Here is an 18,501-nt window from a genome sequence, read left to right as displayed (position 1 = left end):
TCCTTCGTATGAGTAACGTGGGTCAAGACCCTTACGTGCGTAAGCATCCAACCCCTATGACAATACAACTCCATCCCCAGTGTTTACTGGGGATACAGGGTATTTTAAGAAATTGGACTTTTCTGATTTTTAAACAGGTTTAACTAAAAGTGCCTCTGTCATCAAGGCATAATCCCTTCTGCCAGCTACAATCATGTCGAAGAATCTCCTGAAGAAATCCAGTGGAGCCATTGCCATTAGCTTGCAGGTTTCTACGAAACTAAGGTAGGTCGCAGTGACCCTGGCTCCCTGCTCACTACTAAATCCACCGAAGTTCTTTCGGAGATTTGTGAATGGGCGGACTGCGCGTTCACAACAGTTGTTGTCTATCAAGACGCTGCCTATCTTCGTATATGCCATCAGCTCTTCCCAATGCTTGGTCATATATGTCAAGGCTTGTTGCAACTTAGCAGAGAGCTTAATCTCGTTTTTCTCAAACTGTTTCAACAGTGCCGTCGCTTGCTGATAGAGGTCGTGTAAAACTGGTAGGGATTCCTCACCTCGATGCTTGACTATCTCTTTTTCTGTGCGACCCAACACTTGATTTTCAACTTCGACCTTATATAATATACCGATCAAGTCTATGAATGCCTGTGCCAAGGAGTCCTTGTAGTCACGACTCGCCGAGACAAACAGTCTTCTAACGTGCGACCAGCAACATACATGAGTACAGTCCTTCAACTTATTGAAGTAAAGGTATGCAGCATAGGCATCGGTCATCAACGTGCCCTTGAAGTCACCAAGAAACTCCTTGATAACCTCTTTCTTACGACTGCCATACAGATAATAGCAGACCTTGGTGGTCAAGTTGACAATGACCCACATATATCGTTTCTTATAATGCACCTCACCATTGGCATCCGTCACCTTGGTGTCAACCCAGGACTCATCACAATAAATCGTTGAGCCAGGTTTCAATAGCCATTGTTTGATGGTCTCCTGACAATTCTCCAAGAACTCTGCCCCATGTCGCAACCAGTTGAAAATAGTAGACTTAGACATACGCATCTTCTCATTGACCATGCGATACATCTCACGTCCACTCGTTATCGCATACTGAAAGCGATTGACAATCAAGTCTGAAAGCATGCCACTCGTACTGCTGGTATGAGGAACCATGCTTGGCATGTCATACTTTGACTCATCGACAAAAGTGCAAGCACGCTGCTCTACCCCTTCATCTTTTGGCACGAAGAAAGCGAACTCGTTGCCGTCCTTGTCACGTACCCAAGCATAAAGGTAGCGGTCCTGACGTGTCATACTGATTCGGTCAAACTGGTCGACAGGTCTGGTATAGCGAATGAACTCCAAACCCATAGCCTTAAGCTTGTCCTTGTCACAATCATGAACCACAAGAACTTCAGCCTTCATAGTCTTGTAGTGGTCCGGGCGTTGGCTCAAATCCTTTTTGGGATTGGTCGCCTCTGTGTCGGTAACTTCGTCTGAATCATCAGAATCGGAAGGTTGCTCACATTCATTCTCGATGTATTCCCCCTCTTCCTCATCCTTGGTCTTGCCTGTATTTACCGACTTGTCACCAGTTTGCTTCTCATTGTTCTTGCCATGCATCTTACGCCTACGGGCTTGCAGTTCTCCAGTAAGCTTGTCAACCTGATCCTGCAAACCGGCAATCTTACGATCTGCCTCTGCCTGTAGTTCCTTCTGCTTATTACCCAAGGCAATATTGGCATCCAGAAGTGTCTGGACTGTCTGAACCAATTCCTTTATCTGATCTAGATATTGCTTACGTTCCATATCCGATAATCCATTACTTGCCGAAGAATTGTCTACCTCCAGCAAGTAATTGGAATGCATTATCATGCGCTCTATGTCTATATGTATATCTGCCATAATATGAAACGTTTGCAGATGCAAAGATAATCATATTATGAGACTCCACAAAATGCATAAAACTTATTTAACAATCTAATATTCAGTATTTTACGCTGTTTTAGAGACTTAACATTAGTCGTAATACCACCCTATGTCAGACATGTTTGCAGTATCGCAAAACATCGAAAACAGGGCTTAACAAGCCAACCTTAAAGCTTTCTACAACACTCTGAATATCATTTACTTAACTCTATTTTACCCAAAAAATGAATACTTTTTTTCAGAAAATTAACTATCATTTTCGCCATCAAGCTGCTTCCTCATAGCATTTTAGCTCTATTGGACCTATGCTTTTTACAACAGGGCATGAAAGCATAGCCACTAGATACTTCCACTCCAACACATAAATTGGAAGGACACCTTCAAACTCTAGACGGACAAAACTCATGTTCTTGTCAAACTTCTGATAATACATCTGACACTCATTATGTTCATGTCTGATGATTTTTACTATCTTTTGATCCTTGGAAGTAAACACGTAAGCGGTGCCATCCTCTGGATCTTCGCCCAAAGAGCGTATCACTCCACAAAGCTTGTCATAACCTCCACGCATATCCTGATAGTTGGGAATATACTTATATTTTACGGCACCATTTAAGCTAAACATAAGGCTTGAAGTTTAGAGATAAAACTTTGAAGACCAGAATAGCTCAAATTATGATGCTCTATCTTCATACCATTGCTAAGCCCAAGATTGACATACTTGATGACAACGGCATCCTCGGTCGGAGCTGGAGATAAACCGGCTGAAGGATTACCCTGCTTGGATGGTGTTGGAACTGCACTGGTTGAATCTGGCGCACCTGCAACAACACACTCCACAACATTTGGAGCCTGGAACTTCTTCTTGTACCACTTTTCAAATACATGATAAGGAACTCCATTGGATTCGAAAAATTGATTTACCGAAATGCCTGCTGGTACCGCCTCCGCTTTATAGCGTTGCCACAGGCTCTCAAGATCTTTACTACTTATTGCCATACTTATAACATTTAATGTTTAACATGGCGCAAAGGTAGCACTTATTGTTCAAACCGCCAAAATAGGGGTTGGATGCTTACTTACGTGCTGACCAGAAACAGAGATTCTCACCTGCACAATAAACACGAATCTTGGAAACCATTGGGATAAGACCCTTTGGTAATGTATAACCTACGGTGAATGACTGGAAGTTGAAGTAGCCGGCATTCGTCAAAAAACGATCTGATTTAGCTGTGCTATATAGGTCGCCATACTGCCAACGAGGAATGTTGCTTGATGTGTTGTTAGGACTCCAAGACTTAATGTAATCCTTATGTATAGCGTGACCTGCATCAGTTCCACTCTGGGCTGGTGCCATCAATGTCGCATACTGGATATCATATACCTTACCGCCAATCTGATAATCGAATGTTGCAGCGAGGTCGAATCCCTTATAACGGAAACTTGTAGACAAACCACCGAACACCTTAGGGAGCAAAGATCCCTGCTCATAGTAAGATGCCTTGTTGATGTCAGTTGTAGTATAGTCCTTTGACTTACCTGGCTGTGCACCTGTTGTAGTTGCATTGCCGTCAATCTTTTCATCTACCCAGTAGAGAGCTTCACCCTTCTCGTTTACGCCAGCGTATGAAGGAAGGAATGCGTTATACATAGGACCACCCTCACGATACCAATACTGGTATGTTTTACCAGTGTTTGACTCACTAAAACCACCATATTGTTCTGTCTTCATTTTTGGCAACTTCAATACCTTTGTTGCGTTATGTGACATATTTGCAGTGATTGACCAGTCGATGTCCTTGGTACGTACCAATACTCCTGTGAGTACCAATTCGATACCTGTATTACGCATATCGCCAATGTTGGTGTAGTAGCCACGGGAACCCTGTGACTCTGGAATTGACAACCAGAAGAGCAAGTCTGTGGTCTTCTTTGAATAGAAGTCAAAACTACCCATCAAACGATGCTTGAGGAAACTGAACTCAACACCAAGGTTCAAATTGGTAGTTGTCTCCCAAGTAATGTCTTTGTTACCCATACGATAGAAGGTTGGTGACATTAATGTATTGGAAGCCTTAGAAACCGTATAGAGGTCTGTATATGCCCAGTTTCCGATGTTATCATTACCTTGCTGACCGATAGATGCCTTAACCTTCAACTCATCAACGAAAGGAGCATTAAACCACTTCTCTTTGGTAATAAGCCAAGCACCACCGAGTGACCAGAAGTTACCCCAACGATTCTCCTTAGCGAAACGAGAAGATGCATCACGACGGTAAGAAGCAGAAGCGAAATACTTGTCATCATAGTTGTATTGTGCACGGCCAAAGAAACCTTCAACGTTGTAATTCAACTTATATGAACCATTGTCCTTCTTGTTAGCGAAAGCATTCAACTCTGTAATTGAAGGTGAAAAACCACCCTCACCCTGCGCATTCAGGTATTTGCGAGTCAATTTATAATACTCATGACCGAGGAGAACATCAACATTATGCTTGCCGAAGTTCTTCATGAAAGTCAAAGTTTGAGTATTATTGGTACGAAGATCTGCTAAGTTGTACTTAGTTAACTGACCATTAACACCAGCCTTAGGTCCCTCGTATGCATTCTCGTAATCTGAGAAGTCTTCCATGCCATAAATAACAGTACTTGTGGCATTAAATTTCAACCAATCTGTAATTTTAATATCAGCGAAAACGGAACCATTCATCTGGTTGATACCTTTTTCTACCTTGTTGTAACGATTGCTACCCAATGGGTTACCAGTAGAAAGGAAAGGACGAGTTACGCCATAATTCTTAGGCAAACCATAATCATACATGTCGTGACCATATGAATCTTTCTTGATTGCTACATTTCCGTTAGCATCAATTGTACGCACGTAGATAGGGTAGATTGGTGCAATTGAAGAAACGAAATACATCAAGTTGGTTGAGTTGGTCTCATCACTCAGATTAGGGTTTGACTGGGTTGTAGAATGAACGTACTGAGCGTTGACACCTACCTTCAGCCATTTCTTAGCTTGATAATCTGCCTTCAAACGAGCGCTGATACGCTCATAGCTACTGTTGGCAATAACACCATCATCGCTCAAATAGCCTAAACTTGTATAATAAGATGAACGGTCTGTAGCACCTTTGATGCTAATATTATAGTCCTGACGGAGAGCATCCTTATAGGCAGCTTTGTTCCAATCGTCAGCAGTCATATAATACTTTTCACCATTCAATTCGTATGTACGTCCAAGTGTAGCATTTGGATTCAACTTACCATTAATACCGATAAGCTGTTCGTTCTCAGGTACAGTATATGCGTTATAAGCCAACTGTGAAAGCATAGAAGAATTTGCCTTCAAGTTTGCATTGGCTGCGCTCATACCCTGACCATAGTAATAGTTGTTGTACAACTGAGCATAATATGCCTCATAATACTGACCTGGATCTTTGATTACGTCATACTCTGGAACGGCACGGGAGTTAGAACCCCACTTCATGTCAATAGAAACCTCAGCTTCCTTGTTTTTACCATTCTTTGTTGTAATCAGAATAACACCAGCAGCACCACGAGCACCATAAAGTGCAGCAGATGCAGCATCTTTCAATACGGTTACAGATTCAATATCATCTGTTGGGATAGAAGAAAGGTTTCCTGGATAAGGAGCACCATCAACGATTACCAATGGGTCGGTAGCAGCATACATAGAAGCAATACCACGAATATTGACACCATTGTTGTCTGAACCAGGCTGACCAGATGCACCACGCAACTGAAGACCAGGCACAGAACCTACCAAAGCGTCTGTTACGTTGGTAGAAATCTTCTTTGAAAGTTCTTCAGAACCTACTACGGCTGCAGAACCGGTAAATGCACTCTTCTTAGCAGTACCGAAAGCAACAACCATGACTTCATCCAATGCATGATTGTCTGGGTCAAGAACAATTTTCCTCAAATCCGCAACCTATAGGGTTTAGTGGGATTTTGCTTGTAAAACGACAAAATTCATTTTATTGTACATATTTCTTGCATAACAGAAATGTCGCAGACACAAAATCCCCTTACCCCATAAAGCGACTTGAGGTAATACGCTGGTTTAACCAGAAAAGCATGGTCTTTAACCAAAGTCTGTCTTGAACAGGTTGGCATAAGCATTGTTGTCTGAGTAAATGTTCAATACATGCCTACGTGATGTCTTAATCCATTTCGCAGGAACAGAGATGAACTTGAAAACAAAGGTCTTGATTCTGCTGGTGGCACGCAATCCAAATTCATGGGTTTTCAATCTCTGCATAATAGCTTTGTAGAAGTTTCTGATGAGAGCTGTCATAAGCAGGAATACAGTATTCTGTGCCATGAACGATTTTGGCAATCGATTCCAGCCAAAGTCATTGTTCATGTCATCGAAGATGCGTTCCTTGCCACCACGAAGATTGTAGAATTCCACGATGTCTCTTGCACTCGACTTGTAATCGTTAGTCAGTATACATCTGTAGGTATATTCGCCTTCCCAAATGTCAAGGTCTCCATCTATTCGCCTTTGTCTCTGTATGACAAGACGATACGGTTTTCCTTTCCATTTCTCAACAAGGATAGAATTCAACTCAAACTCAATACCGTTGATTTCAACAGTTTTCCATCCAGTTAAGGCAAACATGGAATCGTAGAAAGAAGAGCATCTGTTGGCACGAATATAAAAATACCTGCAATGAGCCTCTACCATATCTACGATTTCCTCCGAACATGAGCCGCAATCCATGCGGGCACGAGAAATATATATTTCCGAAGCCTCCAATCGCTTGAAGATTCTTTCCAAAGTTTCTTTTTGGTTGAAGCGCACGTTTGTGTTGCCGTCTCTATTTTCAATACCAACAATCATGTCGTTAATGACAGCTACACCTGGACTATAGCCCAAGAACTTCTTGTAGGTTGGTTTTGCATCATACTTCTCTGTTTCAATGAACTGATGGTCAAAGTCAAAATCATACTCTTGACCGGATTTCAATTGACCAGTAGCAAGCAGGGCATTGACCAGTAAGCAGTTCATCTTGTCTGCAGTATTGAAATCATAGGATTTGCCAGAAGCAGACTTATAGGTGATGCTCTTAAAGGTCAGTTCTTCGATAGCACGTAATATGGTGTCTGCGCTGCAAGTGCGAAGAGTTGGATGAAGAGATAAATGTTTCATCAGGTGAGTTGTAACATCCTCAATACATGAGCCACCACAAAGATATACGCACATCAGAGAACGTAGAATCTCGCTATATTGATAACCAAACAATGTGCATCTCAATCCCAAGGTAGAATCTATTGTTTGAGCTAAAAGAGAATCAAATTGCTCCATAATAGAAAAAATTCCTCCAAAAGGAGTGAGTTTCTCAGATTTTATTTGTACTTTTGCCATGTCATTCAGAATTTTGTTTGTTTTTATTTTGCAACACTAAGATAAGTGAAATTTCTGACATGGCAAAATCCTGAGCAACTTTTTGTTGCTCAGGTGCTTATAAAAAATATTAAATTATAGTGTTGCGGAAATTAGAATTTTCATGTTCTTGCCAGCCTTTACAGTCTTACTGATCATACCGATGTAAGAAATCTCCAACTTGGCATTTGCTGGAGCAGCCAGTGAGAAATTACCGTCAACATCGGTAATAGTACCGGTTTGTGTACCAGCAACTTTGATAGAGGCACCAATGACTGGGCTTCCATCCTCAGAAGAGGTAATAGTACCGGAAACTTGAGTTTGCGCCAACGCCATTCCTAAACTAAGGAAGAGGCAGGCAATAAACGTCATGAGTCTTTTTTCCATAAATCTCTCTCGTTTAATTAATTAATAAATATATAATGTTTTATATTTCTTTCTCACTACATATCCTCCCAACTTTTATTGAGCGTGGGGGCTCATTTCCCGTCTCCAACTCTTATTCCGAACTGGTGGGGGTGGGTATGTTGCCATACCTTATTATATATAGGGAAGTATCTCAAACTTCACTAAATTTTAATAATATTTTTAATCGGCTGCAAAAATAAGCATTTTTTAGGAAATCACCAAACTTTTTTCTAGAAAAGTTGCACTTTGCTCGATATTTTGTTATAAATATGCGGTTTTTATACACTTTTGCTTATGAAAAACAAGCGAAAGCGGCAGTTTTGTCAAAAACTGCCGCTTTCGCTGAAATACTAACTTTCTGCCTTTAATTCTTTGTCTAGAACAAAGAGCATATAGAGGGGGATGTTGATGGTTTTTGAACTGTTGTTTCTCTCGTATGGCAAGAGACTGGTGCGAACCGACCATTTGGGTGAATATTTTTCCCGATACAGTTTCAAACTCTTGGCATTCATGGTTACTCCTGCCTTTGCTTCCAGTGGATATACATCCAAACCGTCGGAAATAAGGAAGTCAACCTCTGCAGTGGCTGAGGAAGACCAATAATAATTGGTTTCCAGAGTTTCTGTAAAGTTCTGAAGTTCCTGACAGACATACTGTTCTGTCAATGCTCCCTTAAACTCTTCAAAGATTCTGCTTCCTTCTAATATTACTTTCGGCGAAATCTTGCTCATTGCCCTCAACAGACCTACATCCAGTAAGAATACCTTAAACGATTTGAGATCAGCATAGGCTGAAATCGGGATGTCGGGCTTGCTGACATTGTTGGTTCTGATGATTTCATCTGCATCAGAAAGCCACATGATGGCATCCTCATATTCCCGTGCTCTGGCTCCCTCTCTCACCAGTCCATAGACAAACTTCTTGTTTTCCTTCGCCAGTTGCGAAGGGATGCTGTTCCATACATAACGGATTTTCTCGACCATATTCTTTGGAGCATGTTTGGAGAAGTCTTTCTGGTAGGCTGCTATCAGTTCCTGCTGGATGCGGTTTACCTTGTTGTAGTCTTTGCTGCCCAGCCACTCTGTTACAACAGCAGGCATACCTCCTATTATCATGTATTTTTTCAGATAATCTGTAAGGCGAGCCTCGAATGCTCCCAGGTTTCTGTTTCCTTTATCGATATAGTCTACCAGCATGTTCTCTCCGTTTGCTAGCAGAAACTCTTTAAAGGACATGGGATATAGATGTAGAAAATCTGTCTTTCCTACAGGGAAGGATGTGCCTTCGTGCAGGGCTATGCCTAGCAATGAGCCTGCGCAGCAGATGGCATACTCTGGTGCCTCTTCGCAGAAATACTTCAAAGAGGTGAGTGCTCTTGGCATTTCTTGTACTTCATCGAAGATAATAAGAGTTTCCTCGGGTATTATCATCTTACCATTATATATAGAGAGCTGTTCTATAATGCGTTGTGGTGATAAGTCGCCAGCAAATATCTCTTCGAGTACATCACTCTGTTCGAAGTTGATGTAACATACGTCTTTGAAGTACTTGCGCCCAAATTCTTTCAGTAGCCAAGTCTTGCCAACTTGTCTTGCACCTTCCAGTATGAGTGGCTTCCTTCCTTGACTGTCTTTCCATTTTAACAATTGGGATATAAGTAGTCTTTCCATACGCTAAAAATTATGTTTTGGCAAAGATACTAATAAACAGTGAATTACGCAAGTAAAATCACATTTTCCTAAGGACTTTTAAGTATATTTATCACATTTTCCTAAGGACTTTTCTGTTAAATCATCACATTTTCCTAAGGACTTTTGACTGGAAATCCCACATTTTTCAAAACAAGTCGTCTCCTGTTACCTGTCTGTTGATCTTTCTTGCATACATATTATTATACAGTCCATGAGGGGTGACAAAAGTTGGTATGAGCGTCTTGGTGGTCTTCGTCACTTTCTTGAAAACCTTCAGGCGGTGTGCCAGATGGGCATCGTATGCCTTGCTGATTTCATATTCCCCATTGCAATATTTCATCTCGCAGATAGAGATGGATTTATCCGAGCGGTCTATCAGCAGGTCAATCTGTGTTCCACGTTTCAGGTCTTCGTCTGCCTCCTCGTCTGCCATAACTTTGGCAGTAGGTCGGTAAGACCATGAACAAGGGGTATTGATGCTGCCATCTATGCCCAAAGCTCTGATAATTTCGTTGATGTGGTGAAGGCATACGATTTCAAAGGCATGACCGCACCATGATTCATACTCTGCAGTGGTTTGCATCTTGACCCAATAGTTGTCGAGGAATGCCCCCTTATTATGCATGAATTTGAAATAAAACAGGCAGAAAGGATCTATGAGCTGATACATCATATCTTTCTTCGACTTGCCGAAAGGAGTATAACTGCGGATGAAATCACATTGCTCAAGTTCTTTGAGTATCTGGCTGAACCTTCCGTTGTTTGCCAGTCCCGTGGCGTCCAGCAGGTCTTGTCGGGTCATTCCTTTGCCTTTGCTTTTCAGGGCTGTAACTATGGTAAGATGGTTGTCGGCTTTCTTGAAGAGCGAACTGAACAGACGGTCAAACTCTTCGGTGAGTTCGCCGCCACGGGTGAAGCAAAGCTGCTGGATATTCTGTGCCACACTTTTGTTGTTTTCGAAAAGAGACAGGTAATAAGCTACACCGCCCATTGCCATATAGCACTCAATGATTTCCGGGCGCTCATAATAAAAACCCTGTGCTTTGAAATACTCTTCTACTTCATGCAGCTTGAAGGGAGAGAGCAGAATGTTGTGAGTAATGCGATTATGGAGCCCTCCCCGTGAATTGATAACCTGGTTGAGCATCCAGGTGGTAGCACTTCCACAGGCTATCAGTTTGATGTCGCTGCGGTACGATGCCCAGTCGTTCCAGAAATGTTCCAGTGCACTGATGAAGTGGGAGGCATACGTGTCGAACCAGGGAAGTTCATCGAAGAAGATGATTTTTGTTCCTTCTGGCATTTTTTCCAATGCTTTCTGCAGAAGCCGGAATGCTTCCGGCCAATTAGAAGCATCTGTTTCTATGCCTAACTGGTCGTTGAGTGCGAAGCTGAAACTCGCAAGTTGCTCCTTGGTTGTAACATTGTCTTTGCCTGTAATGCGGAATGTAAACCTGTTTTCGAACAGTTCTTTTACAAGAAAAGTCTTGCCTACACGGCGTCTGCCATAGATGGCTATAAATTCTGATTTGCGGCTTGAAATATAGTTTTCAAGCTTTCCAATCTCTTGTTCTCTGCCTATAATATTCTCCTTCATATCTATCTCATATTAGTGAAACCTGTCGCAAAGTTACAAAAAATATGAGATTACGACAACTTTTAAACGAGAAATCTGTCGTAATCTCGATAAAAAAGTGAGATTACGACAGATTTTCATGAATTTTCTCTTTAATTACTTGTCTACGGTAGAAGAAACATTGTTCTTCTCGTTCCGAATACACCATCATATCCACGGCGGCCATTGCTGCCGTCGGCGATAGGTTCGTTGATGACATCGTAGCCGAAAGGCACCACGTTCTTTTCCTTCAAGTGATTAGCTACGCCGCTAACCCATGCATCCATTGCACCTTCGAGGGCAGCCTGCTTCTCGGCAGGAGTCTTCAGTACGTAGTACATCTTGCTGCCGGCACGGGTGGCCTTTCTTGCCTTTCCGTTTCTAGCCAGAACATACTGGATGCCTCTTGTTGCGGTACTCTGATCCTTGGCAAGACCGAACTTGATGTTATCTATATAATAGGTAGCGCCTACCTTGCCGAAGTTGAGGATGATGCGGTTGGCATTCAGAGAGTTCGTACCGCGGATGCGGATGGTACTACTACCACCAGGAGTACCATTGGTTTTTATGATTTAATTGGTTTAAAACTCGTTCGTTGGTTTATATACGAATTAATATATAAATAAAAAAACAAAAGAAGGAAAGATGAAACAATATATCTCCTTCTTTTGTTAATTAAGTGTATTTCGACATCTATTTATTATATTCTAATACGTTTGTCGAAAATATGTTATTTTATCATTATAGTTTCTCTTATTCTGTATAGCTTGGATTCTGATAAGCAGCCTTTTCCTCTGCTGACATTTGGAGAGCATCTATCTGTCCCTGTGGAATAGGGCGGAGATACTTCTCTGGAGTGATGAGCACACGTTCCCATGTCTTAGGAGTATGATCGCCTGCAGTAAGACCGCAGATGGTATAGGTTCCTGCAATCTGCTTCCATGTTTGGGTGCGGACGAGATCCCACCAACGGTAACCTTCACCGAAGAACTCGCGTGAACGCTCTGCCAGAATATACTCGATGGTGATATTCTGAGGTGTAGCATCCTTCATCTGCTGACTGTAGTCTGCCACCTTCTCGCGCTGACGGTTGTTGTCGTATGTCCAGACACCGGCACGACCACGAATCTCATTGATCAGATTGCGAGCGGTCCAGTTGCCAGTTGTTGTTGCACCCTTTACTGCAGCCTCGGCAGCGATGAAGTAGAGTTCAGAGAACTTCAATACAGGGTATGGACGTGGGCTGTCACCATTTGGCTTACCCAATGTGTTGCCATTGTCTGAACGGTAGATACCATTCTTCCAGTTGTTCAACCATGCATAGCGACTGATACCACTTGCTGCAATCACCCAGTCGGCACGACCAGGAAGCACACCTGCGCCTACATTGCTGTAGCCAGCTCCCTTTGTACCATCACCAGCTGCATTCTGTACACCTTCCTGTGGATAAACGATGCCAGCAGCTTCACTGTCGTCGATGAAGGTAAGGATAGAATCCTGTGCATTTACAGGCAGGTTGTTGGCATTATATGCTGTGCCTGAAATAGCACCAGACTTATCCCAGTTGCTGCGGAACTGATAAGCAAATGTTCCGTCGAAACGAGAGTCCATCTTCTTCTCAGCGAAGGTCTTGGTCATTACCTCGATAGGAGTAGCCATCTGCTTCCAAGGACGGTCCTTTCCCTGCACAGCTTCACGCTGTACAGAACGGAATGCATCCCATGTTGTGGCATTCTTGGATGTCTCCAGGAAGGTATAGTCCCAACGGCACATCCAACGGGCGAAGTTACCAGGCGCATTACCACCTGCCCAGTCGAAGTTGGTACCACCATCATAGTAGTTGTTAGACTCGTTGTGGTCTGCATAGAGCAAAATCTCGTTGTTGCGGTCGTTTGTACCCACGTTAACCATATAGAATGATTTCTGCAAACCAAATCCTGCAGGATTGTTGATGGCTTCTACTGCAATATTGTATGCCTGCTGGAAGTACCATGCTGCATCATGACCATCTGGGTCTTGGCGGTCGCAGGTAGGGTAGGTTGGAATGTTGTTTGGATTCTGCAACCACCATCCGTATGTCAGATAAGCCTTAGCCAGTACCAGACGAGCTGCGGTCTTGGTGACACCACCTGTGACACGACCTGCGTCAGGAAGCTGTTCGATGGCAATCTTCAAGTCAGGAAATACCGCCTTGGTATAAACTTCTGGTACTGTGTTACGGGTAGAAGTACGGGTAGCATTGATGTTGAACTTCAACTCACCGGCACCTAAATCCAATGGAACACCACCGAAGGTCTGAACCAACTCGAAGTAGTCGAATGCACGGAAGAAGCGAGCTTCTGACAAAAGACTTTCAGTAATGCCTGCAGTAGAACCATTCTCAATTACACCACTTGCGGTATTGATATCAGAGAAGGCTACGTTCCATAAAACATCTGCTCGACAGTTGCTTGGATTCAGAATCTGCTCTGTCATATCGATAGGGTAATCGTTTCCGTTACCACCATGTCCGTAGGTATACTCATCGGTGCCTTCCTCTGTAGCTATGAGCCAATAACCATTGCCCCAATAATAGCGAAGGTTGGCATAGAGTGATGTGATACCTGCCTGTACACCTTTTTCTGTCTTAAAATATTCAGGGGTATATCCCTGACGGTCGGTTTCTTCGAGCACACTAGAGCAACCTGTAAAAGCAAGGCCAGATGCAAGAAGTCCTGCTGCTAATATATAACTGCGAATTTTCATTGTTGTCAATTTTTAGAAGGTTATGTTTAATCCGAGCAACCAGTTGCGGGTAGAAGGAGTGTTGAAACCTACTACGAGCAAGTTTGACTTGTAGAATGAGGTTACAGCCTGATTCTCGTTACCGTATGAGTTGGTCTCTGGGTCCATGCCTGATTCATCATGGTATGGAGAGAAGAGAACAAACGGATTCTGTACGGTTGCATAAACGCGAGCCTTACTGATTCCACACTTCTTGAGCCATGACTGATTGAAGTTGTAACCCAATGTGATGGTACGAATCTTGAGATAAGAACCACTGAAGTAACCCAGTGAGTTTCCATACTTAGGGTTGTTACTGCTCTCGATACCACCTGGCTTTGGATAATCATTTGTAGGATTGTCCTCTGTCCAGTAGTTTACGTCAATGTTGTTACGACGACCGGTCAGCATATTCAGATAACCCTGTGAACCATAAATGGTGCTAATCAATGTACCACCATGACGGTATGAAGCTACTACTGAGAGATCCCAGTTCTTGTAAGCTACACGGGTATTGAAACCACCTTCCCAGTCTGGGTCTACCTTCATGATCTGACGGTCAGCCTCACCGTATGGACGGGTAGGAGTGCCATCTGCATTATAGTCACCATTGTACTTAATCTTGATCATACCTGCGTTACCACCAGGTTCAGCAACCTTGCGGATGTCTTCTTCGTCTGTCTGCCAGATACCAATCTTCTCATAATCATAGATGACGTTGATTGGTTTACCAACGAACCACCAGTTGCTTTCGTCACGTGTTGCTCCTGATGCCAATTCTACCAATTCATTCTTATTGGTATAGAAGTTTACACCTGCATCCCATGTCCAACCATTCTTATTGTCGATGATGGTTCCGTTCAGAGAAAGCTCGAAACCCTTGTTGCGGGTCTTACCTACATTTGCCATATAGCTGCTTACGCCGGATGTTGATGGCAAGTTAACGCTCATCAGCAAGTCTTCTGTATTCTGAACATAGTACTCTGCAGTACCGCTCAAACGACCACCGAAGAGAGAAAAGTCGATACCATAGTTCCAAGTCTTGGAATATTCCCAGCCGAGTTCTGAGTTAGGAAGAGAAGAAACGTACATACCTACCGCATAACCATTAGGGTCGCTACCGAAGTTGTAGGCACGTGTGCTCAATGCACCGAGGGTTGAATATGGGTTTACTGACTGGTTAGATGTCTCACCATAACCCACACGGAGTTTTAAGCTTTCCAGCCAAGTAATATCCTTCATGAAGTTTTCACGAGAGATATTCCAACCGAGAGATACGGCAGGATAAGTATGCCACTGGTGTCCCTTTGCCAGACGGGAAGAACCATCTGAACGGAAGGCTACGCTTGCCATATACTTGTTGTCGTAGTTGTACATCACACGTCCCATGACAGACTCAAGACCACTCTTGTAATATGCCTGATTTGCAGGATCTACTGTTACCGTTTTTGCATAACCGATGTTATAGAACTGGAACTTGTCGTTCGGAATATCGAGTCCATACATATAGGTCTGGCGATAGTTGGTCTGCTCAGCAGAGTAAAGTACTACCGCATTGATTGTATGTTTGCCCCATGTCTTGTCGTATGTCAGCATGTTCTCGATAGCCCAGTTGGTTGTGCGCTGATAGCGGGAAGTGGCATGAGAGTCTGCATTATCCTTGTCAGAGAATACACCCTGACCTACATAGTTTCCATATTCGCTGGAACGATAGTTCAAACCGAGATTGATGCGATATTTCAATCCGTCTACGTGAGGAATCTTCACTTCGCCATAGAAGTTGTTATAGGTACCGTATGCCTTGGTCTGGTCCTTGTGGCTGTCACCAAGACTTTCGATGGTATTCTTGGTATAAACCCACTGATCATCACTAGACATGCGAATACGTGTCTTCAATGAGCCATCCTCATTATATGGGTTGGCGATTGGAGTTGCACTCAATGTGTTGTAGAGACCGAGGTCGCTATTATTGGTGATACTGTAGTTGCTGTTGGTGCTGAAACCAATCTTCACGTATTTACCTATCTCCTGATCGATGGCTGCATGCATAGCATAACGGTTGAAGTTCTGTGTTGGGATAACAGCTTCATCACGATAGTATGAGAGTCCGAAGTTGTAGCTTCCTTTGGAAGAGCCGCCAGATACACCGATGTCATGGTTAGTTGTGATACCAGTCTTGAACAATTCGTCCTGCCAATCCATATCCACAGCACCATCTTCGCCCCAATACTTCTCATCAGGACCATTCTGGAACTTGTTGGCATACTGACGGAGTTTGGTGAACTGTTCTGCGTTCATCATCGGATAACGGTGGAAGAGAGTCTTGGCACCGATGTAACCATTATAAGTTACAGTAGGGCGCTGCTCCTGATAACCTTTATAAGTAGTGATGATGATGACACCATTGGCACCACGAGAACCATAGATAGCGGTAGCAGAGGCATCTTTCAAGATGTCCATGCTCTTGATGTTGTTAGGATCGATGTCGCTGATGCTACCTGCGAATGGAATACCGTCGAGTACGATCAATGGGTCATTGCTGGCTGTCAGGGAACGTGTACCACGGATACGAATCTGCATGGACGCACCTGGCTTTGATGAAGTCTGTGCCATCTGTACACCTGCGATACGGCCCTGGAGGGCGTTGGTGATGTCGGCACCAGGAACCTCACGTACCAACGAACCAGTAACGTTAGCTACAGAACCAGTAACGGCTTCCTTACGCTGGGTACCATAACCGATAACGACAACGTCGTTGAGGCTATGACCTTCTTCCTCCATTGAAATCTTAATGTTTGTCTGATTGCCGACTACGACTTCTTTGGTGTTGTAACCAATATAAGAAATCACGAGCGTAGCGCCAGGCTTTACATTAATAGAGAAATTACCATCAAGGTCGGTTACTACACCGTTACCTGTTCCTTTCTCCTTGATTGTTGCACCAATCAGCGGGCCCATAGAATCGCTGATATTACCTGTAACCTTTTTTGTTTGTTGTACTGAAGTTGCTATCAGAGAATTTGCTTCTCCATTGCTAGCTTGTACCTCTGGAGCATACATTCCAAGTGTGGAACACATACCCATCAAGATTGTTGTTTGTTTAAAATATAACTTCATAGTTTAACAGCTTATAGGTATATAAAATGTTTTCTACTTACTATTTTGTTAATTGGTTTATGGCTGCAAAGATATGTCCTTTTTCGTAAAGTGCAGTTAAAATTTGTATCTTGCGTGTTTTAAAACAATAGTTCGTTAATAATTCAATAATGTGCTAAGCAGCTATACGCTGTAAGCACGAGAGATTTTTGAAAATCTTGCTAATTAAAGTTCGGTTCGGGGTGTACCCGCTTGCTTTAAAAATTCGTTTCACCAGATAAATGTTGGTCATCAGTGACTTGAATGAAGACATAGAATATTCCATTCCCATCTCCTTCATAGTTACCTTGGCAACATTTAGTGATGTGAACGAAGCATTGAAAGCAAAATCGAGTTTCCACTTATCGCGAGCCTGGCAGTCCATAAGACCAGTATAGCCTTTGGCGTCACGAAAGCAAAATTCAATCCGGAACCTGGTTCTATAATAAAGAAGTACCTCTTCACCCGAAAGTGAGGTGTCTGTAGAGAAGAATAGTTTCTTCTTGCCATTCGGCATCTGCCAGATGACAAGTCTAACTTTACACCTGAGTGCCTTGGAATAGGCTATCAAAGTATAAGCTGTTCCTTCTATATCTTCCATCTCCATCTTCTCCATTCGAGTGAGGTCAAGATTCTTCATATCAATCTTGCCATCCTTGGTCTTTGGGCGACCACGTTTTCCAGTACGTGGACCAGCATAGACATAAAAGAGACAAGCATTGTCACGAAAGCGGCTTATCAAAGAGAACCCTTCTTTCTTTATCCCATTAACAAATGTACTTGTAGAGAAGTAAGCATCTGCAACTATGAGGGTTGAGAGTTTGAGAAGTTCCTTGCGATAACGCTTAATGACGCCGATATAGAAATCTACCATAGTCTTGTTTCTAAGACTCAGTTCTTTATTACTTAGCGACTGGTGGGCTTTTAACATCATGCAGTCTTTGGCATCAATATCAATGAGGCCAATACCCATGATTTCGAGACCATGTTTAACAGACTGTGCACATCCCGACCAAAAACGACCGATATGTGGAGTCTTCTTGCCAGCTTTGCTGATGTAACTGGGATCAATGGCAATAGCCCATCTTCCCTGTTTACCAAAGAAGCGCTTGGCAAGTGAGACATTAAGTTTGAGCCAGTCAATGCTTTTCGACTTTTTTAAGCCGAATGCGTTGCGATAGGTTTGCTCAACATGCGAGCCATACCTCCCCATTTGGGTGAAATTTATCTTTCTTGGTATTACCATGAACAAAATTATCACCTCGATGAGTATTTTCTCGAAACTTTTTGTTAACTTTGCAGCCGAATCTTCAACTGCATCTTTAAAGATATCCATATATTGGTCAAGTCCTGTATTCATATAATTTTGCGTTTGTCGTGATTTGCAAAGTTACTGAAAATCAGCGACTTGACCAACTTTTTATAGTTAAGTTTTCATAAGCATTTCTTAATATAAGTTATTGATTTGCAGACGATTAAATATTAATTTAACGCAGTATTGTTAAAATGTTTCATGAGCAATAAAATAGACATATTAGAGCAGAAAAAAGGGGATATGC

11 protein-coding genes and 1 pseudogene are annotated in these 18,501 nt (G+C 42.7%); all 12 read right to left on the bottom strand.

Features of this window, described 5'->3' with window-relative positions:
• Window positions 1–129 precede the first annotated feature (129 nt).
• The 12 genes and pseudogenes from tnpC to ONT08_RS04905 all read right to left on the bottom strand — a co-directional run bounded on the left by tnpC (window position 130) and on the right by ONT08_RS04905 (window position 18,302).
• Window positions 130–1,890: an IS66 family transposase gene (gene tnpC, locus ONT08_RS04960; RefSeq protein ID WP_264959375.1), complete on the bottom strand. Its 1,761-nt coding sequence runs from the start codon at window positions 1,888–1,890 to the stop codon at window positions 130–132.
• 289 nt (window positions 1,891–2,179) lie between these two features.
• On the bottom strand, window positions 2,180–2,539 hold the full coding sequence (gene tnpB / locus ONT08_RS04955; protein WP_117587742.1) for an IS66 family insertion sequence element accessory protein TnpB: 360 nt from the start codon (window positions 2,537–2,539) through the stop codon (window positions 2,180–2,182).
• The gene (locus ONT08_RS04950; RefSeq protein ID WP_154480917.1) at window positions 2,527–2,913 is read right to left on the bottom strand and encodes a hypothetical protein; all 387 of its coding nucleotides are present in this window, start codon (window positions 2,911–2,913) and stop codon (window positions 2,527–2,529) included. Before ONT08_RS04950 ends, tnpB begins: the two co-directional genes overlap by 13 nt.
• Before the next feature lie 76 nt (window positions 2,914–2,989).
• A complete protein-coding gene (locus ONT08_RS04945) occupies window positions 2,990–5,863 on the bottom strand; it encodes a SusC/RagA family TonB-linked outer membrane protein (protein WP_264959374.1) in 2,874 nt (957 codons plus the stop codon).
• 162 nt (window positions 5,864–6,025) lie between these two features.
• Window positions 6,026–7,312 carry an IS1380 family transposase gene (locus ONT08_RS04940; protein ID WP_264958933.1) on the bottom strand — a complete coding sequence of 429 codons (1,287 nt, stop codon included), beginning with the start codon at window positions 7,310–7,312 and terminating at the stop codon, window positions 6,026–6,028.
• A gap of 129 nt (window positions 7,313–7,441) precedes the next feature.
• Window positions 7,442–7,717, bottom strand: a pseudogene (locus ONT08_RS04935) (carboxypeptidase-like regulatory domain-containing protein); the annotation flags it as partial.
• A 371-nt stretch (window positions 7,718–8,088) separates the two neighbouring features.
• Window positions 8,089–9,408, bottom strand: a complete 1,320-nt coding sequence (locus ONT08_RS04930; RefSeq protein WP_264959373.1) for an ATP-binding protein — start codon at window positions 9,406–9,408, stop codon at window positions 8,089–8,091.
• Between the two features lie 166 nt (window positions 9,409–9,574).
• Window positions 9,575–11,026: an AAA family ATPase gene (locus ONT08_RS04925; RefSeq protein WP_217745650.1), complete on the bottom strand. Its 1,452-nt coding sequence runs from the start codon at window positions 11,024–11,026 to the stop codon at window positions 9,575–9,577.
• 143 nt (window positions 11,027–11,169) lie between these two features.
• Entirely contained in the window at window positions 11,170–11,385 is a 216-nt protein-coding gene (locus ONT08_RS04920; RefSeq protein ID WP_118255317.1) for a hypothetical protein, read from the bottom strand.
• A 412-nt stretch (window positions 11,386–11,797) separates the two neighbouring features.
• Window positions 11,798–13,789, bottom strand: coding sequence for a RagB/SusD family nutrient uptake outer membrane protein (locus ONT08_RS04915; RefSeq protein ID WP_264959372.1), 1,992 nt, complete (start codon window positions 13,787–13,789; stop codon window positions 11,798–11,800).
• 12 nt (window positions 13,790–13,801) lie between these two features.
• Window positions 13,802–16,924, bottom strand: a complete 3,123-nt coding sequence (locus ONT08_RS04910; protein WP_264959371.1) for a SusC/RagA family TonB-linked outer membrane protein — start codon at window positions 16,922–16,924, stop codon at window positions 13,802–13,804.
• 154 nt (window positions 16,925–17,078) lie between these two features.
• Window positions 17,079–18,302, bottom strand: a complete 1,224-nt coding sequence (locus ONT08_RS04905) for a transposase (protein ID WP_264959370.1) — start codon at window positions 18,300–18,302, stop codon at window positions 17,079–17,081.
• Window positions 18,303–18,501 lie beyond the last annotated feature (199 nt).

This window comes from Segatella copri (assembly GCF_026015465.1).
GTDB lineage: Bacteria > Bacteroidota > Bacteroidia > Bacteroidales > Bacteroidaceae > Prevotella > Prevotella copri_E.
Note: the sequence above shows the minus strand (reverse complement) of the source record. Positions and strands in the feature narration are given on the sequence as shown.

Excerpts from the sequence above, each read along its gene's own strand:
- tnpC (WP_264959375.1), bottom strand. The coding sequence starts at position 1,890 with ATGGCAGATATACATATAGACATAGAGCGCATGATAATGCATTCCAAT.
- tnpB (WP_117587742.1), bottom strand. The coding sequence starts at position 2,539 with ATGTTTAGCTTAAATGGTGCCGTAAAATATAAGTATATTCCCAACTAT.
- ONT08_RS04950 (WP_154480917.1), bottom strand. The coding sequence starts at position 2,913 with ATGGCAATAAGTAGTAAAGATCTTGAGAGCCTGTGGCAACGCTATAAA.
- ONT08_RS04940 (WP_264958933.1), bottom strand. The coding sequence starts at position 7,312 with ATGGCAAAAGTACAAATAAAATCTGAGAAACTCACTCCTTTTGGAGGA.
- ONT08_RS04930 (WP_264959373.1), bottom strand. The coding sequence starts at position 9,408 with ATGGAAAGACTACTTATATCCCAATTGTTAAAATGGAAAGACAGTCAA.
- ONT08_RS04925 (WP_217745650.1), bottom strand. The coding sequence starts at position 11,026 with ATGAAGGAGAATATTATAGGCAGAGAACAAGAGATTGGAAAGCTTGAA.
- ONT08_RS04920 (WP_118255317.1), bottom strand. The coding sequence starts at position 11,385 with ATGTACTACGTACTGAAGACTCCTGCCGAGAAGCAGGCTGCCCTCGAA.
- ONT08_RS04915 (WP_264959372.1), bottom strand. The coding sequence starts at position 13,789 with ATGAAAATTCGCAGTTATATATTAGCAGCAGGACTTCTTGCATCTGGC.
- ONT08_RS04910 (WP_264959371.1), bottom strand. The coding sequence starts at position 16,924 with ATGAAGTTATATTTTAAACAAACAACAATCTTGATGGGTATGTGTTCC.
- ONT08_RS04905 (WP_264959370.1), bottom strand. The coding sequence starts at position 18,302 with ATGAATACAGGACTTGACCAATATATGGATATCTTTAAAGATGCAGTT.